At 41.5% G+C, this 18,130-nt stretch carries 19 protein-coding genes; all 19 read left to right on the plus strand.

Annotated elements, in window-relative coordinates; all coding sequences use genetic code 11:
* The first annotated feature begins 104 nt into the window (after window positions 1-104).
* The 19 genes from CSV72_RS00115 to dprA all read left to right on the plus strand — a co-directional run bounded on the left by CSV72_RS00115 (window position 105) and on the right by dprA (window position 18,101).
* Entirely contained in the window at window positions 105-344 is a 240-nt protein-coding gene (locus tag CSV72_RS00115; RefSeq protein WP_085133672.1) for an acyl carrier protein, read from the plus strand.
* Between the two features lie 106 nt (window positions 345-450).
* Window positions 451-1,218, plus strand: a complete 768-nt coding sequence (rnc, locus tag CSV72_RS00120) for a ribonuclease III (RefSeq protein ID WP_099633143.1) — start codon at window positions 451-453, stop codon at window positions 1,216-1,218.
* 2 nt (window positions 1,219-1,220) lie between these two features.
* A complete protein-coding gene (gene smc / locus CSV72_RS00125) occupies window positions 1,221-4,778 on the plus strand; it encodes a chromosome segregation protein SMC (protein ID WP_158232099.1) in 3,558 nt (1,185 codons plus the stop codon).
* Between the two features lie 12 nt (window positions 4,779-4,790).
* Window positions 4,791-5,813 (plus strand): signal recognition particle-docking protein FtsY, encoded by a 1,023-nt coding sequence (ftsY, locus tag CSV72_RS00130; RefSeq protein WP_099676622.1) that lies wholly within the window; start codon window positions 4,791-4,793, stop codon window positions 5,811-5,813.
* A gap of 63 nt (window positions 5,814-5,876) precedes the next feature.
* The gene (locus CSV72_RS00135; protein ID WP_369802859.1) at window positions 5,877-6,203 is read left to right on the plus strand and encodes a putative DNA-binding protein; all 327 of its coding nucleotides are present in this window, start codon (window positions 5,877-5,879) and stop codon (window positions 6,201-6,203) included.
* A 12-nt stretch (window positions 6,204-6,215) separates the two neighbouring features.
* Window positions 6,216-7,571 carry a signal recognition particle protein gene (ffh, locus tag CSV72_RS00140; protein WP_099633146.1) on the plus strand — a complete coding sequence of 452 codons (1,356 nt, stop codon included), beginning with the start codon at window positions 6,216-6,218 and terminating at the stop codon, window positions 7,569-7,571.
* A gap of 92 nt (window positions 7,572-7,663) precedes the next feature.
* Window positions 7,664-7,936 carry a 30S ribosomal protein S16 gene (rpsP, locus tag CSV72_RS00145; protein WP_029052320.1) on the plus strand — a complete coding sequence of 91 codons (273 nt, stop codon included), beginning with the start codon at window positions 7,664-7,666 and terminating at the stop codon, window positions 7,934-7,936.
* Window positions 7,937-7,951: 15 nt separating this feature from the next.
* Window positions 7,952-8,185: a KH domain-containing protein gene (locus CSV72_RS00150; RefSeq protein ID WP_081244337.1), complete on the plus strand. Its 234-nt coding sequence runs from the start codon at window positions 7,952-7,954 to the stop codon at window positions 8,183-8,185.
* Window positions 8,186-8,261: 76 nt separating this feature from the next.
* Entirely contained in the window at window positions 8,262-8,777 is a 516-nt protein-coding gene (gene rimM, locus CSV72_RS00155) for a ribosome maturation factor RimM (RefSeq protein ID WP_099676623.1), read from the plus strand.
* A complete protein-coding gene (trmD, locus tag CSV72_RS00160) occupies window positions 8,777-9,514 on the plus strand; it encodes a tRNA (guanosine(37)-N1)-methyltransferase TrmD (protein ID WP_099677104.1) in 738 nt (245 codons plus the stop codon). Before rimM ends, trmD begins: the two co-directional genes overlap by 1 nt.
* A 127-nt stretch (window positions 9,515-9,641) precedes the next feature.
* A complete protein-coding gene (gene rplS, locus CSV72_RS00165; RefSeq protein WP_029052316.1) occupies window positions 9,642-9,986 on the plus strand; it encodes a 50S ribosomal protein L19 in 345 nt (114 codons plus the stop codon).
* Between the two features lie 103 nt (window positions 9,987-10,089).
* The gene (gene lepB, locus CSV72_RS00170; RefSeq protein ID WP_369802860.1) at window positions 10,090-10,656 is read left to right on the plus strand and encodes a signal peptidase I; all 567 of its coding nucleotides are present in this window, start codon (window positions 10,090-10,092) and stop codon (window positions 10,654-10,656) included.
* An 18-nt stretch (window positions 10,657-10,674) separates the two neighbouring features.
* Window positions 10,675-11,529 (plus strand): ribosome biogenesis GTPase YlqF, encoded by an 855-nt coding sequence (ylqF, locus tag CSV72_RS00175; protein WP_099676625.1) that lies wholly within the window; start codon window positions 10,675-10,677, stop codon window positions 11,527-11,529.
* A gap of 115 nt (window positions 11,530-11,644) precedes the next feature.
* Entirely contained in the window at window positions 11,645-12,418 is a 774-nt protein-coding gene (locus CSV72_RS00180) for a ribonuclease HII (protein ID WP_099676626.1), read from the plus strand.
* Window positions 12,415-14,649, plus strand: coding sequence for a hypothetical protein (locus CSV72_RS00185; protein ID WP_099676627.1), 2,235 nt, complete (start codon window positions 12,415-12,417; stop codon window positions 14,647-14,649). Before CSV72_RS00180 ends, CSV72_RS00185 begins: the two co-directional genes overlap by 4 nt.
* Window positions 14,646-14,933 carry an EscU/YscU/HrcU family type III secretion system export apparatus switch protein gene (locus CSV72_RS00190; RefSeq protein ID WP_099633153.1) on the plus strand — a complete coding sequence of 96 codons (288 nt, stop codon included), beginning with the start codon at window positions 14,646-14,648 and terminating at the stop codon, window positions 14,931-14,933. The genes CSV72_RS00185 and CSV72_RS00190 overlap by 4 nt, the downstream gene beginning before the upstream one ends.
* A 134-nt stretch (window positions 14,934-15,067) precedes the next feature.
* Window positions 15,068-16,228, plus strand: coding sequence for an ADP-forming succinate--CoA ligase subunit beta (gene sucC, locus CSV72_RS00195; RefSeq protein ID WP_099676628.1), 1,161 nt, complete (start codon window positions 15,068-15,070; stop codon window positions 16,226-16,228).
* A gap of 18 nt (window positions 16,229-16,246) precedes the next feature.
* A complete protein-coding gene (gene sucD, locus CSV72_RS00200) occupies window positions 16,247-17,149 on the plus strand; it encodes a succinate--CoA ligase subunit alpha (RefSeq protein WP_099676629.1) in 903 nt (300 codons plus the stop codon).
* A gap of 292 nt (window positions 17,150-17,441) precedes the next feature.
* Window positions 17,442-18,101, plus strand: coding sequence for a DNA-processing protein DprA (gene dprA / locus CSV72_RS00205; RefSeq protein WP_233191054.1), 660 nt, complete (start codon window positions 17,442-17,444; stop codon window positions 18,099-18,101).
* Window positions 18,102-18,130: the final 29 nt, after the last annotated feature.

An 18,130-nucleotide genomic window follows, 5' to 3' on the forward strand; every position in this document is an offset into this window, starting at 1 on the left:
ACTTCTTTGAAAGGGCTATTTATGGTTGCGTAACGAGGGGACTACCCTCTATAATTCAATAGTAGCTAATGAGCCGACTTTGGCCTTGAGAGGAGGTGACTATGTTGTCAACAGTACTTGAGCGCGTAACAAAAGTAGTTGTCGACCGTCTAGGCGTCGATGAAAGCGAAGTAAAACCTGAGGCTTCTTTCCGTGAGGATCTAGGAGCTGATTCACTAGATGTAGTAGAACTTGTTATGGAATTTGAAGATGAGTTTGAAACGGAAATTTCTGATGATGATGCAGAGAAAATTGCAACTGTCGGAGATGCAGTAACGTACATTACAGCAAAAGTAGGCGAATGACCTTTTTGGTGAGACACTTTCTTCCTTTCATCTGAAAAGGAGAAAGCGTCTCTTTTCGCTTTACAAGTGTGTACAGACTATTAATAGATGAGAGGCAGAGTAGTTTATGAAAAATAAAAGAACTTCGAAAGAAACCGTATCACACCCTACATTGCCACAAGCTGTACGCGAGAAATTCAGTACGCTCCAGCAGGAATTAGGCGTTCAATTCAAGGATGATAATCTATTGTATAATGCATTCACCCATTCATCCTATGTCAATGAACACCGTCGCAAGAAATTTTCCGATAATGAACGATTGGAGTTTCTTGGAGATGCCGTATTAGAACTAGGAGTATCTAAATTTTTATTCCGTACAGAACCGGCAAAAAGCGAAGGGGAACTAACGAAACTTCGTGCAGCGATTGTTTGTGAGCCATCACTAGTCAAGTTTTCAAATGAATTGAACTTTGGAGATTATATTCTTCTTGGCAAGGGTGAAGAACTAACTGGAGGTAGAATGCGTCCAGCATTACTAGCGGATGTATTTGAAGCATATATTGGTGCGCTCTACTTGGATCAGGGCATGGAAGTCGTTGAAGAGTTTCTAAAGCGAATCGTTTTTCCGAAAATTAGTATCGGAGCTTTTTCGCATGTGACAGATTATAAGAGCCGCCTGCAAGAATTGGTGCAGCAAAAAAATAACGGACCCCTTCAGTATGAAGTCATTGAAGAAAAAGGTCCTGCACATGCGAAAAAGTTTGTTACTGTAGTTAATCTTAATGAACAACAACTTGGAAAAGGAATCGGTAAATCCAAGAAAGAAGCAGAACAGGAAGCTGCCCGTCGAGCGATAGAATATTTATTGATGCAGACAACCGAAGGGGAGAACTAATCGTGTTTTTGAAGAGGCTGGAAATCGCAGGCTTTAAATCTTTCGCGGAAAAAATCCATATAGATTTTGTACCGGGAGTAACGGCCATCGTTGGGCCTAACGGAAGTGGAAAAAGTAATATTATTGATGCGATTCGTTGGGTGCTGGGTGAACAATCTGCAAAATCATTGCGTGGCAGTAAAATGGAAGATGTCATTTTTGCAGGTAGTGATTCTCGGAAAGCGGTTAATTTTGCAGAAGTCACACTCATTTTAGATAATACACAAAATCTATTTCCACTTGACTACACTGAAATCAGTGTAACGAGAAGGGTTTTTCGATCCGGAGATAGTGCATATCTACTGAATGGTCAGACTTGTAGATTAAAAGACGTCACCGCGCTATTTATGGATTCAGGATTAGGTAAAGAAGCATTCTCTATTATATCGCAAGGTCGGGTAGATGAGATTTTGAATAGTCGTGCGGATGAAAGACGTAATGTCTTTGACGAAGCGGCAGGTGTCTTGAAGTATAAAACTCATAAACTGCAGGCGGAGCATAAATTGTTTGAGACAACTGATAATTTAGATCGAGTACTGGATATACTAAAAGAAATCGATGATCGACTCGTCCCGCTTGAAAAGGAAGCGGGTTTGGCTCGTAAAGCGTCTAATTTGCGTACTGAACTTCGAGAGGCAGATGTTCGTTTACTCCATCACGATGCATCTGCCTTGCAACAGCAGATCTCTGAAAAAGAGGTAGTTGTGAACAATGATGAAGCAGAACAGCGAAAGATCTCAACGATACTCACACAATATGAACAGGAACTTGATCTTGACAAGAAAGACCTGATGAAAGCAGAGTTGCAACTGGATGAATTCCAAAACGAATTGATCAAACAAACAGCTGAAGCGGAAAAGTGGGAAGGTAGAAGATTACTGTCCGTTGAAAAGACCCGCAACACGAAGCAGCAAGTAGAGCGTATTAGACAAGAACTACAAACAGCAGAGCAAACACAACGAATGGCCAAAGATAAACTTAGTACTATGCAGATGAAGCAGCAAGCGGCCAAGCATGAACTGGAAGAAGTTACAAAAGAAAGTAAGCAAGTCACGGGCATGTTAAACAGTTCATTAAAAGAAACAGAACAGCAAATTGAACAGTTGAAATCCATCTATATTGAGCGTCTCAATGAAGAGGCTACTGTGCGTAGTGAGATCAAGCATGTAGAGGAGCGGCTTCAGGGAGAAAAGTCTTCTACAGAAAAGATTACGGTTCAGACTACGTTGCTTTCCGAACGCAAACAACAACTTGCTAAAGAGCAGCGGGAAAAGACTCAGCGAATGAATACTGTTCAACAACAGCTAGACGAGCTAGAGAAGTCAGCTAGAACTTGTCAGCAACAATTAACAGATGAAGAGCAGCGTCTATCTACTCAACAGCAAATTTTGCAGAAAGCATTGCGTAAACAATCTGAAATGCAAGGAAGACTTCGTGCCCTGGAAAGTCTTGAAAAGGATTTTTCAGGGTTCTATTCTGGTGTCAAGGAAGTACTTCATGCGAAGCAACAACAACGTATACAAGGAATCGAAGGGGCTGTAGTGGAGCTCATTACGACAGAGCCAGCTTATACAAAGGCAATCGAAACAGCTCTTGGCGGTGCCATGCAACACATCATTACCACGACTGAGCGTGATGCAAGACAAGCTATCGGTTATTTAAAAACGAAAAACTTCGGTCGCGCTACGTTCTTACCAATGGATATCTTGAAGCCACGTGAGCTTCCTATGAATAGCCGGCAAATACTCACTCAACAGCAAGGGTTCATCGGTACTGCGTTTGAACTAATTCAAACGTCCGCTGCCTATGAATCAGTCGCCAAAAATTTATTGGGCCAGACGATTATTGCTAGTGATTTAGAAGCCGCATCAGGTTTAGCAAAGACAATAGGACATCGTTATCGCATAGTGACACTCGATGGGGATATTATCAACGCAGGCGGTTCATTGACAGGTGGCGGTGCGAAAGGCCAGTCCACGCTGTTTTCCCGCAAGGCGGAGCTGGAGACACTTTCAAATCAATTGCAACAAATGGACGAATCGATTCAACAGGCTACTGCACAAACATCTGAAACTCGCAATTTAGTTGGGGCGAGTTTACATCTTCGTGATCAATTGCGCGTAAAGTTAGAAGAAACCCAACAGAAAAAGTCCTTTATTCATGCGTCTTTACAGGAAACAGAAATGGAATTGCGTTCCGTCGAAATGGAAATATCCACAATTGAAATCGGGCGTACAGATACAGTTTCTGCAGAAAAGCAGTTATCTACTAAAAAACAAGAGTTACAAACTCATCATGAAACATTGAAAAGTGAACTTCAAGAGACGCTGGAAAAGTTAGAGAGCTTGGAGAGATTGGTAGAGAACAGACGCGAAGAGCAACAGTTATTACAGAAGAGATTGCATGATCTACAGCAAAAAATCGCTGTATTAAAAGAGCAAACCGCCTATCATTCGAGCAGTATAGTAGAAACGATCACTCAATTAAATGAATTAGAGTTAACAATTAGCCGCTTGCAAGAAGAACAGCAGTATGTGCAGGAGTTTGTAATTGGCAAAGAATTAACTCCTGAAGAAATAGAGAAGCAAAGTCAACTAGCGAATGATGCAAAACAATACGTGCAACAAACGATTGAGGTAGAGAAAGCTAAGCGTGTTGAACAAGCTAAACGTGTTCGCGACCATGAACAGCGTATAAAAACGATCAGACAACAAGTAAGCACTATTTCAGAGCGCTTAAACACAATGAGGATCCAGTTATCCAGACTTGAAACGCAATATGAAACGGTCAGGGATCGGTTGGATGAAGAGTACGGTTTACGACCGAATGAATTGCAGATTGAGTCATTGGATATTCCGTTACTTCGCAAAACAGTGGAAGATTGTAAGCAACAACTAGCAATTATAGGACCGGTTAACCCGAATGCGATTCAGGAATTCGAAGAGGTATCAGAGCGTCATGAATTTTTGCAATCACAGCGCAATGACTTAGTCGAAGCTAAAAACACGTTACAAGAAGCCATGGCAGAAATGGATCAGGAAATGAAGAGTCGATTTGAGACAACCTTTGAGGCGATCCGCAGTCATTTTCGTCGCGTGTTTAAGGATATGTTTGGTGGTGGAGAAGCAGATCTAGTTTTAACAGATCCAACGAACTTACTCACTACCGGAATTGATATCATGGCACGACCCCCAGGAAAGAAATTGCAGAATTTACGTCTCTTATCCGGCGGAGAACGCGCATTAACTGTTATTTCCTTGTTGTTCTCTATTTTAGAAGTTCGCCCTGTTCCATTTTGTATTCTCGATGAAGTGGAAGCTGCACTGGATGAAGCGAACGTAGTACGATATAGTAATTATTTGAAGAAAGTTTCGGATCAGACACAATTCATCGTAATCACGCATCGAAAAGGGACGATGGAAGGTGCGGACGTCCTATATGGCATTACGATGCAGGAATCAGGTGTCTCGAAACTACTTTCTGTTAAACTATCTGAAATGGCAGAAGAAATCAGTAGCTAAGGAGTGAAATGAATGTCTTTCTTTAAGAAGATAAAAGATAAAATATCAGGGACGAACGAAGTGGTAGCTGAGAAGTTTAAAGATGGACTGACGAAGACACGCGATTCATTTACATCGAAAGTGAACGATTTAGTATTTAGATTCCGTGTGGTTGATGAAGAATTCTTCGAAGAACTGGAAGAAGTATTACTTCAAGCGGATGTCGGTTTTGAAACCGTTATGGAACTGATTGATTTGCTGAAAGAAGAAGTCCAACGCAAGAACATTAAAAACACGACTGGTATGCAGTCATTGATTTCAGAGAAGCTTGTAGAAATCTATAATTCAGGTGAAGTAGTTTCTAGTGAATTGAATATCGAAGAAGGTAGACTGAACGTAATATTGATGGTTGGCGTGAACGGTGTGGGTAAAACGACAACGATCGGTAAAATGGCTGCCCGCCTCACAAATGAAGGGAAAACCGTTATGCTTGCTGCTGGGGATACATTCCGCGCAGGCGCCATTGAACAGCTTGTTGTCTGGGGAGAGCGTACTGGTGTAGAGGTTGTCCGTCAAGCGGAAGGTTCAGATCCAGCTGCCGTTATTTTTGACGCAGTGAAAGCAGCTAAGAAGCGTAACGTGGATGTTTTAATCTGTGATACAGCAGGCCGCTTGCAAAATAAAGTAAACTTGATGAATGAGCTTGAAAAAGTACATCGCATCATTGGTCGTGAAATTGAAGACGCTCCTCATGAAGTATTGTTAGCTTTGGATGCGACGACTGGTCAGAACGCATTAATCCAAGCGCAAACATTTAACGAAGTAACGAATGTAACAGGTATTGTATTGACGAAACTAGATGGTACAGCAAAAGGCGGCATTGTACTGGCAATTCGTAATAAGCTCGATATCCCCGTGAAGTTTGTCGGTCTTGGTGAAGGTATCGATGACTTACAACCTTTCGATCCAGAGAAATATGTCTATGGGTTATTTGCGAACGGATTAGAAATGGAAGAAGCAGAAGAACTTGAAACCGAAACTGAAGAAGACAAGTAAAAGTACTTGACAGTAATACATGTGCACGATATTATATAATAGTGACTGAAGGAGGTCGTGATCTTGCTTGAAAAAACGACAAGAGTGAACTTCCTCTTTGATTTTTATCAATCATTATTAACTGACAAACAACGTTTATATATGCAATTATATTATTTAGATGATCTTTCTCTCGGTGAAATTGCTGAGCAATATGGCGTATCGAGACAGGCAGTGTACGACAATGTGAAACGGACTGAGGCTATGCTCGAAGATTACGAGAAGAAACTCAATCTGTTCGAAAAGCATGAAGGTCGACTTGAAATTGTAGAGTTGCTAGAAGAAATGGCGCCTACTGAAAATTCAAATCGCTTCATGAAATTGCTACATACCTTAAAAGACTTTGAATAGGGGGGATTGTCTATGGCATTTGAAGGTCTAGCCGAACGCCTGCAAGGAACCATGAATAAAATTACAGGCAAAGGTAAAATCAACGAAGCTGACGTAAAAGAAATGATGCGTGAAGTGCGTTTTGCACTAATTGAGGCAGACGTTAACTTGAAAGTCGTTAAACAATTTGTCAAGACGGTCAGCGAGCGCTCAGTAGGTCAGGATGTAATGAAGAGTTTGACACCTGGTCAGCAAGTGGTGAAAATCGTAAAAGATGAATTAACGAATCTAATGGGTGGAGAACAAAACCCTATTCAGTTCGCGCGTAAATCGCCTACGGTCATCATGATGGTAGGCTTGCAAGGTGCTGGTAAAACGACAACTACTGGTAAATTGGCCACAGTTTTACGTAAAAAACATAATAAGAAACCACTGCTTGTGGCGGCGGATATTTATCGTCCGGCAGCGATCCAACAACTCGAAACATTAGGTAAACAGATCACGGTACCTGTATTTTCTATGGGAACTGATCAATCACCTGTTGAAATTGCTCGCAAAGCGATGGAAGAGGCGGAACGTGAGCATAATGACGTTGTAATCATTGATACTGCGGGTCGACTCCATGTGGATGAAGCACTCATGCAAGAATTGAAAGATATTCGTGAGTTGACTAATCCTGATGAAGTCTTCCTTGTAGTGGACGCGATGACAGGTCAAGATGCAGTCAACGTTGCCAAAAGTTTCGATGATACAATCGGAATCACTGGCGTCATCCTGACAAAACTTGATGGGGATACACGTGGTGGTGCGGCGTTATCGATTCGTACCGTTACTGAAAAACCAATAAAGTTTGTCGGTATGGGTGAGAAGATGGATGCACTCGAACCATTCCACCCAGAGCGTATGGCATCACGGATTCTTGGTATGGGCGATGTCATGTCTTTGATTGAAAAAGCACAGGAAAATGTGGATGAGGATAAAGCGAAAGAGTTAGAGCAGAAATTGCGTACTCAAAGCTTTACACTTGATGACTTTCTCGATCAAATGCAACAAGTAAAGAAGATGGGACCACTCGACGAAATTTTGAAAATGATGCCGGGTGCAAACAAAATCAAAGGACTCGACAATGCTAAAGTGGATGAGAGTCAGATGGGTCGTGTAGAAGCAGTCATTTATTCTATGACGCTTGCTGAACGGGAAAACCCAGAAATTATTAATGCGAGCCGTAAAAAAAGAATTGCTACAGGGTCTGGAACTTCCACACAGGAAGTCAACCGTTTGCTGAAGCAGTTTGAGGAAATGAAGAAAATGGTTAAGCAAATGACCAACATGCAACAAAAAGGTAAGAAGAAAGGTAAAATGCCTGGTTTTGATGCGTTTTTTAAATAAAATAGAGGGTGTTAAGAAAAAACCCTTTACAAACAAATAAAAACTTGGTAATATACTATCTTGTGTGAAACTATTCGGAGGTGTAGATAATAATGGCAGTTAAAATTCGTCTAAAACGTATGGGAGCTAAGAGATCTCCTTTTTATCGTATTGTAGTAGCTGATGCACGTGCACCACGTGACGGCCGTCAAATCGATCAGGTTGGTACATACAACCCGCTTACAAAGCCAGCAACAGTTGAAATCAACGAAGAATTGGCTTTGAAATGGCTTCAAGATGGAGCTAAACCATCTGATACAGTTCGTAACTTGTTCTCAGAACAAGGTATCATGGAAAAATTCCATAACGCTAAATACAGCAAGTAATTTGGAGGGGTGGACATGAAGCAGCTGATTGAAACAATTGTAAAACCGTTAGTCGATTACCCGGACGACGTGAAAGTGGTATCTGAAGAACAGTCTCAACGAGTCGTTTATCAGTTATCAGTGAATGCGGAGGATATGGGTAAAGTGATCGGGAAGCAAGGTCGTGTGGCAAAAGCGATCCGTACGATTGTTTACTCAGCGGCAGGCAGCCACCACGGCAAAAAAGTGTATTTGGATATCTTGGATTGATCCAAAAGGAAGGAGCCTCGGTTCCTTCCTTTTTTGCACGTATAAATACTTTTAATCATATAATGGAGGCGAAATAATGGAATGGTTTAATGTAGGCACGATTGTGAATACGCATGGTATTAAAGGTGAAGTTCGCGTGATGTCCAAAACAGATTTCCCGGATGAACGATATGAAGTCGGAAGTGAGCTCGCGATCTTCATGCCGAAAATCAAAGCACCTACGTTTGTCAAAGTGATCAGTCATCGTAAGCATAAAAACTTTGATTTACTTATGTTCGAAGGATATCCGAATATCAATGACGTCGAGAAGTTTCGCGACGGTGTGATCAAGGTATCGGAGAAAGAGTTGACAGAACTCGGGGAAAATGAATTTTATTATCATGAAATCATTGGCTGCCGTGTGATTACAGAAACAGGTGAAGAAATCGGTACGGTTACAGAAATTATCGAAACGGGTGCCAATGATGTATGGGAGGTAACGCCTACTGAAGGCAAGCCGCATTATATCCCGTATATCGAAGATGTTGTAAAGGATATCGATATTGATGAGCAGATTATCAAAATTGAATTGATGGACGGATTACTTTCATGATGAAAATCGACGTTCTCTCTTTGTTCCCAGAGATGTTTGAAGGTGTACTTCATTCATCCATCATGAAAAAAGCGCAAGAACAACAAGCTGCATCGTTTAAAGTCACAGACTTTCGTGACTTCTCGACAAACAAACATAGAAAAGTGGATGATTATCCGTACGGAGGCGGTGCGGGAATGGTATTAAAACCCGAACCACTCTTTGCGGCTGTCGAAGCCGTCACTAACACAAGTAATGGTAAGCCTCGCGTTATCCTTATGTGTCCGCAAGGCGAACGATTCACACAGAAGAAAGCAGAAGAACTTGCGAAAGAGCAGCATCTAGTTTTCATCTGTGGTCATTATGAAGGATACGATGAGAGAATTCGTGAATATTTGGTTACGGATGAGATCTCACTCGGTGACTTTGTATTAACTGGTGGAGAAGTGGCTTCTATGGCGATCATTGATAGTGTTGTGCGATTACTTCCTGATGTTCTAGGTAACGACCAGTCGGCTGTCCACGATTCGTTTTCGACGGGTATGCTGGAACATCCACAATACACTCGACCTGCTACGTTTAACGGCCTTGAAGTGCCTTCTGTGCTGTTGTCGGGCAATCATGCCGCGATTGATAAGTGGAGAGAAGAGCAGGCATTCCTCCGCACGGCACAACGCCGTCCCGAATTATTGCAAGAAGCGCCGTTAACAGATTATCAAAAAAAACTCCATCAGCAATGGAAACAAAAAAGAGACTAAATTTGCTTGATTCGTTAACAGGCGTGTGCTATGATTTATAAAGCGCTTTTTAAGAGCGCCTATTTTACTGTTGTTCCGCTGCAAAGCAAAACGTGCAAGAGCATCAGAAAAGAAGGAGAGAAAAAATATGCAAAAACTAATTGCAGATATTACAAAAGATCAGTTACGCACTGAACACCCTTCATTCCGTCCTGGCGATACACTTCGCTTGCACGTGAAGATCATCGAGGGAACTCGTGAGCGTATCCAGTTATTCGAAGGTGTTGTTATCAAACGTCGCGGTGGCGGAATCAGCGAAACTTTCACTGTGCGTAAAATTTCAAACGGTGTTGGAGTGGAGCGTACATTCCCATTACACACGCCTAAGCTAGCTCAAATTGAAGTGACTCGTCGCGGTAAAGTTCGTCGTGCGAAGTTGTACTACCTACGTAAACTACGTGGTAAAGCAGCACGTATCAAAGAACTCCGCTAATAAGATAAACAGAAACGAAGGGGGCCTTGCACTTGGCCTCCTTTCTTTTTGCTCAGAAAGACAATTGGCTGTACAATAATAACAGACAGGGCAGGAGGCTGGATTGATGGAAGAGAAAAAAACGAGAAGTGAAGGACTAGAATGGATTAAAGCATTATTAATAGCGTTTGGATTAGCCGCCATTATTCGTATCTTTTTATTCACACCCATCGTCGTTGATGGTATTTCCATGATGCCAACGTTGGAACATGGTGACCGCATGATCGTTAATAAAATCGGCTATACGATTGGTGAACCTCATCGTTTTGACATCGTAGTATTCCATGCACCTGAGCAGAAAGATTATATTAAACGTGTAATTGGCCTGCCAGGAGATACAGTGGAGTATAAAGATGATGTCCTTTATGTAAATGATGAAGCGTATGAAGAACCGTATCTCGATCAATACAAATCTGAAGTGCAGGATGGTACACTGACGGAAGATTTCACACTGCAGGATGTGCCGCAAATCGATGCACAAACAGTTCCGGAAGATCACATATTTGTTATGGGTGATAACCGTCGGAAAAGTAAAGATTCTAGACATATTGGAGCCGTATCAATCGATGAAGTCATCGGTAGTACGAGTGTAGTATTCTGGCCGATTAAAGATTTCGGTCTTGTGAAATAACGAAAGGAGACGATTCGAATGACTATTCAATGGTTTCCGGGCCATATGGCGAAAGCGAGACGAGAAGTCTCAGAAAAGTTAAAATTAGTTGATATAGTATTTGAATTAATTGATGCTAGATTGCCACTTTCATCACGTAATCCTATGATAGACGAAGTCACGCAACAGAAACCGAGATTGCTGATTTTGAATAAGATGGACTTAGCGGATGAAATACAAACTAAACGCTGGATTGCCTACTTTGAAAAGCAAGGCTTACGTACAGTTGCTATTAATTCATTTGAAGGTAAAGGTCTCCAAACAGTCACCAGGGCTGCTAAAGAAATTTTGCAGCCGAAGTATGATCGCATGAAGCAGCGTGGCATACGTCCTGGGGCAATTCGCGCCATGATTGTTGGCATTCCAAACGTTGGTAAATCTACGTTGATTAACCGATTAGCGAAGAAAAATATAGCTAAAACAGGAAATAAACCAGGCGTAACGAAAGCGCAACAATGGATTAAATTCGAGAAAGAATTAGAACTTCTGGATACACCAGGAGTGCTGTGGCCGAAATTTGAAGATCAACAAGTAGGTTATAAGTTAGCTCTAACAGGAGCAATTAAAGACTCCGTATTGAATATGGAGGAGCTTGCATTATATGGACTTCGGTTTTTGGAGTCGCATTATCCTGATAGACTGGCACAGCGCTATGAAATGACAACAGTGGGTGACAATATCCAATCGTTGTTTGATAAAATCGGCGAACGTCGAAAAGTATATACTGTAGGCGGAGAAATCGATTATGACAAAGTAGCAGAAATGATCGTACAAGACATCCGCGACCAGCAAGTAGGTAAATTAACATTCGATTTTCCTGAAGAATTCGAATGACTAGAAGCAACGGCTTGGAACTCTGTTTCCGAACCGTTGCTTTTTTGTCGAAAAAATCATATGGAAACCGATATAATACGTAGACAAATATATTTTAGATGGACAGGTGAAGAAATTGACAACGATACAGCAAATAAAAAAACAATTACTAGAGTTACAAGAACCAAATGATTGGCTTACAGAACTTGAAACCGACACTAGAAAGGGTGTCCAGCAAGCAATTTTTCAATGGCGCACCCGATATACTAAAAAACAAGCACTTATTCAAGAATTTCAAAAGAAAATAGCCTTTGATGATTCCTATAGATCCTCACGAGTTTTGTTAGTCGCTGGAATTGACGAAGCTGGTAGAGGACCTCTAGCGGGACCGGTAGTTACAGCTGCGGTTATACTACCCGAAGATTGTTCGGCCCTTATCGGATTGGACGACTCGAAAAAAGTTTCCAAGGAGAAGAGGCAAGAATTTGCTCGACTAATTAAGGAACAGGCTGTGGCGTATGCCATACATGTGCAGCCTGCTAAAGTAATAGATGAATTGAATATATACCAGGCAACAAAGCAATCAATGGAAATAGCTATAAGTGAACTTGAGATTGCCCCACATGCGGTTTTAGCAGATGCCATGAATCTGCAAACAGTTTGCCCGTGTTATTCCATTATCAAAGGAGATGAAAAAAGCTTAACTATCGCAGCTGCTTCTATATTAGCCAAGACTACTCGTGATGCACTGATGAATGAATTACATGAGGAGTTTCCTTGGTATGCATTTAATGAAAATGCAGGATATGGAACTGCGAAACATTTACAAGGACTTGAAACGCATGGATTTTCCGAACACCATCGCAAATCATTCGAGCCGATCAAAACGATGTGGAGGGATCGACAATGAATTTACATTCATTATCTGCTTCATTTGCAAAAGCTGCTACGGAAACTCAGCCGCTATCTCTAAAAGAAGGACAAATGATACATGGAAAGATCACACAATTATTTCCCGGTCAAATGGCGCAAGTTCAAGTTGGAAATCAGCAGTTGTTTGCTAAATTGGAAGTACCCATGCAAGCGGGAGATCATTATTACTTCAAAGTCAATGGCACTGAACCTGAATTGCAGTTGCAGGTTGTTTCCGGTCCGATGCGTGGAGGAGAAGGTCAATCGGCTCAATTAACCCAGTTAATGGATTCACTGCATGTACCTAAATCACAAGAAATGAAAGATATACTCGCGACGATGATCAAGCAAAAAATTCCTATGACAAAAGAAAATATACTTGAGGCTGTCCATCTTCTGAAATCGTTACCAGATGGAATGAAAACTGAGGCACTTGCTACGCTTGGTAAAATCGCTGAAGCAAAACTACCTTTCACGCCAGTTATATTTCAATCGCTTCTACAAGTTCAGACAGGTACGATTGCGCAGCAAATGACGACGTTACTAGCTACCATCCAAAACGAGCCTAACCTTCCTCTAACGATGCGTGAACAGCTTCTAACGACGATGCAATCTCTTTCTTCCCCTTTGGGCCAGGTGATAGGGAAGGAACTGCTTAGTCAAAGTTTATCTCAATTGCTAAATCCACAAGCGAGTAAAACGGATCGGTTTGAAGCGCTGCGCTTATTAAAGAATGCTGATATACTGCCAGCTCGAACATCGTTGGCGAATTTGCCTCAAGTACTGGCTGAGCTGGTCACTAAAGCGAGTATGCAATCTGCGAGTGCTACAAGTAGCATGACGAATCAAGCAGATGTTAATAAAACCATCCACTCTTTAATAAGTCAACTGGGTCAAACGCCCGCCGCAAATCAACAAACAATAAAAGCGCTTGTGAAAAATATTACACAACAATTACCGAACACAGCGCTTTCGGAACCTGTAAAAAATGCGTTGCAGACTGTAATTAATCAGTTGACCGAACAACCACTGACGGATCGTTCTAAAGCTACTGTGGTTGAACAATTTAGTAAAGTGTTTATCCAAGCTCAAGCTATCGCAACTCAAACTACCGCGACATCGGGACTAACTAGCATAGCGCAACAAGCTGTAGTAACCCCAGCTACCATGCAATCGGTCCAAACAACAATTAGTCAAATAAGCCAATCGCCAGTAGCAAACCAAGAAGCAATTAAAATGAACGTACAGCATTTGACTCAACAGCTGAGTAGTAATCCAGCTTTACCTGAATCAATGAAAAATGCATTACAAAATGTATTGAAACAATTTGCACAGCAACCAATGACAGATGGTGCAAAAACAATGCTAGTCGAACAACTTAGTCAAACATTGGTGCAACAAGCGAGCAAGCAAGAAACAGCCGTTGTGCCATTACAGCAACAAACTATCATGAAAGAAGTACAACAGTCAGTTCCGTCGCTCTTAGTACCGCCTGAGAAAATGGATGAGGTACTTCGGGCATTGATGCAAACGGCTGAAAAATCAGGGAATAATCAAGTGAAACAACTCATCCATACAGCTGAAGCTCAAGTATCACAGACGATGAACGGAGCTGCCATGAAAGAAACTATACAACATGTATTCAGTACATTAGGAGTGAATTACGAAGCGATGCTTGGAGGCAAAGAATCTGATGTAGCCAATTTGGCGAGTACATTAAAACCACAATTACTAGCCGTGCTTCAGGATCCATCTCTTTCACCGGCACTACGTGATGCAGCGGAGACAATGGTGCTTCGCATGAATGGGACTTTACTCCAATCAGGGGATACAGGCACACAACACCAGCTGATTATGCAACTACCACTTGAAATATTCGGTAAGAAAATCGATGCTACGCTGCAATGGAATAGTCGGATGAAGGAAAATGGGAAAATCGATCCGGCCTTTGCGCGGATATTGTTTTATTTAGAATTGGAATCACTATCGACAACATTGGTTGATATGCATGTGCAAAATAAAGTTGTAAACTTAACAGTTTTTAATGATTTACCATCTCTAAAAACTACTGGACCAACCTTTCAAGATGTATTAAAGGATGGCCTAGAAGGAGTTGGCTACAAACTTTCAGGTGTTACTTTCAAACCATTCACAGAAAAACAGCACGATATCAAAAAAACGGTCAGCACCTTCCAATTAGATGAGGGAGGAGTAGATTACAAGATATGAAAGAACAACAACGATTTACTAGAAAAGAAGCCATTGCACTGTCCTATGACCCTGAAGTATCAGATGCTCCGAAAGTAATAGCCAAAGGAAAAGGGAAAATAGCGGAGAATATTCTGGAACGTGCGAAAGAACATGCTATTCCTGTACAAGAAGATCCAAGTCTGCTGGAGTTACTTGGTCAATTAAATGTCAACGAAACAATACCTGAAGAACTATATCAAGCTGTATCGGAAGTGTTCGCTTATATATATCGTTTAGATCGTGAAAAAAGTAAGATGAAATAAGAGTGCGTTTAATTTGTTGAAAATTAAAGAATTTCGTTTTGCAATAGCGATTCTTGGACAAAGTGTGACGGTTTGATTACAATAAAGCAGTAGTTGAACTTCAAGCAATTGTAAATCGAATGGAGGCAGTACGTATGAACATCCATGAATATCAAGGGAAGCAGCTATTGAGAGATTATGGAGTGGCTGTTTCAAAAGGCCGTGTCGCGTTTTCACCGAAAGACGCAATGGCAGTGGCAAAAGAAATTGGGACAGTACCTATCGTGGTAAAAGCCCAAATACATGCAGGTGGACGAGGTAAAGCAGGCGGAGTCAAAATTGTGAAAACTCTTGACGAAGTGCGCGCAGTAGCAGCTGATTTAATCGGTAAGCAACTCGTTACACACCAAACAGGTCCTAAAGGACAAGAAGTAAAGCGTCTTCTTGTTGAAGAAGGAATTGATATCGAAAAAGAATTTTATATTGGTCTTGTCGTTGACCGGGCAACAGATCGTGTAACATTGATGGGATCTGCAGAAGGCGGCGTGGAAATCGAAGAAGTGGCAGAACATAGCCCTGAAAAGATTTTCTATGAAGTAATCGACCCAGTAGTTGGATTGGTTCCTTTCCAAGCACGTCGTATGGCGTTTAATATGGAAATTCCTAATAATTTAATTAATAAAGCAGTAAGATTTTTCCTAGGTTTATATAAAGTGTTCAGCGAAAAAGATGCATCTATCGTTGAAATTAATCCACTTGTTGTTACAAAAGATCAACGAGTACTTGCGTTGGATGCGAAATTCAACTTTGACGACAATGCTACATTCCGTCATAAGGACATTATGGAATTACGCGACTTTGATGAAGAGGATCCGAAAGAAATTGAAGCATCCAAGTATGACCTAAGCTATATTTCTCTTGATGGAAATATTGGTTGCATGGTAAATGGAGCCGGTTTAGCGATGGCTACAATGGATACGATCCATTTCTACGGCGGAGAACCCGCTAACTTCTTGGACGTTGGGGGCGGTGCAAAGAAAGAAAAAGTTGCTGCCGCTTTCAAAATCATTTTATCCGATCCAAAAGTTAAAGGTATTTTTGTCAATATCTTTGGTGGAATCATGAAATGTGACGTAATCGCTGAAGGTGTCATTGAAGCAGCTAAAGAAGTTGGTCTTCAAGTACCACTTGTTGTACGTCTTGAAGGAACGAATGTAGAACGCGGGAAAGCCTTGCTGAAAGAATCCGGTATTAATATAGTTGCAGCGGATTCCATGGCAGAAGGCGCGAAAAAAATCGTTGAGTTGATAGGATAAGAAAGGCAGGTACAAATCATGAGTATTTATGTGAATAAAGATACAAAAGTCATTGTACAAGGAATTACAGGTTCCACTGCCCTGTTCCATACACAGCAAATGTTGGAATATGGTACGAAGATTGTCGCTGGCGTAACGCCTGGTAAAGGCGGTCAGACGGCGGAAGGCGTGCCGGTATTTGACACTGTGGAAGAAGCAGTAAAAGAAACAGGCGCAACAGTTTCCATTATTTATGTACCTGCACCATATGCAGCAGATGCAATTATGGAAGGCGTTGACGCAGGACTAGAAATGGTAATCTGTATTACAGAACATATTCCTGTCCTAGATATGATTAAAGTGAAACGTTATATGGAAGGCAAAGAGACACGATTGATTGGTCCGAACTGTCCGGGTGTTATTACGGCAGACGAGACGAAAATTGGTATCATGCCAGGCTATATTCATACAAAAGGGCACGTGGGCGTAGTTTCTCGTTCAGGTACATTAACTTATGAAGCGGTTCACCAGTTAACACAAGAAGGCATTGGTCAAACTACAGCTGTCGGAATTGGTGGAGACCCGGTAAATGGTACGAACTTTATCGATGTCTTGAAAGCATTCAATGAAGATTCAGAAACATATGCAGTAGTCATGATCGGTGAAATTGGTGGTACTGCAGAAGAAGAAGCAGCCACTTGGATTAAAGAAAATATGACGAAGCCTGTAGTAGGCTTTATCGGCGGTCAAACAGCACCTGAAGGTAAGCGTATGGGACACGCAGGTGCTATAATATCCGGAGGTAAAGGGACAGCTGCAGATAAAATCAAAGCTCTACAAGCCGCTGACGTTCAAGTTGCGGAGACACCTTCAGTCATAGGTGAAACATTAATTAAAGTTCTGAAAGAAAAAGGACTATACGAGAAATGTAAAACAAAGTAAACTGAAAGGAGTAGCTTAATTGCTACTCCTTTTTTCGTGCTCATGCTTGTAGTGTCGAACGGAGGAGAATTCGATGCTATATACCCATCAGCAACTACAATTACTGAACATACAATATATCCATCCCGTGCCCTTTAATCGTTTTACAAGGCTTTTGAAGGAAAACCCTTCATTAGAAGATTTACATTCTTATACAGCTCTCCAATGGTCGCGGGTTTTTAATATACCGATAGAAAGATTGGAACAGTTTCCAGTGAAATTTAATGAGATATCTTGTTTTCCGATAGTAGAAATGCTGAAGGAAAACGGTGTGACCCCCATTACTTATTTTCATTCGAATTATCCCATTGAATTAAGACAATTATGTGATCCTCCTGCGGTTCTTTATACTAAAGGGAATGAGATTTTGTTGAAAAAGCAACTTCGTGTAGGGATCATTGGCTCTCGTAAAGCTACAAGCTATTCCAAAATGGCGCTGGAATTTATTGTGCCACCGCTCGTCGATCATCAAATTCCAATTGTTTCAGGTTTAGCAGATGGAGCGGACACGATGGCTCATCAAGCGGCTATCGAATATGGCGGGGAAACAATTGGCGTACTAGGTCATGGGTTCTCACATATGTATCCAAAAAAGAATCAAAAAATAGCTGAAGAAATGGCGGAAAATCATTTACTCGTGACGGAGTATCCACCATACTTTCCGCCAGCAAAATGGACATTTCCTATGCGCAATCGAATTATCAGTGGTTTGTCTAGCGCGCTAGTCATTACAGAATCTGTCGAAAGAAGCGGAACGATGAGTACAGTGGAGCATGCTCTTGATCATGGAAAAGAAATATTTGCAGTACCTGGTGCTATAGATTCCCCTCTTTCAGCGGGTCCAAATAAGCTGTTGGATGAAGGAGCCAAGCCGTTGTGGAGTGGTTATCAGATTGTTGATTCTTTACTATAAACCGGCATAACCTCTTTTTGGCAGATGTT

Source organism: Sporosarcina sp. P20a, from assembly GCF_002743175.1.
Classification (GTDB): domain Bacteria; phylum Bacillota; class Bacilli; order Bacillales_A; family Planococcaceae; genus Sporosarcina.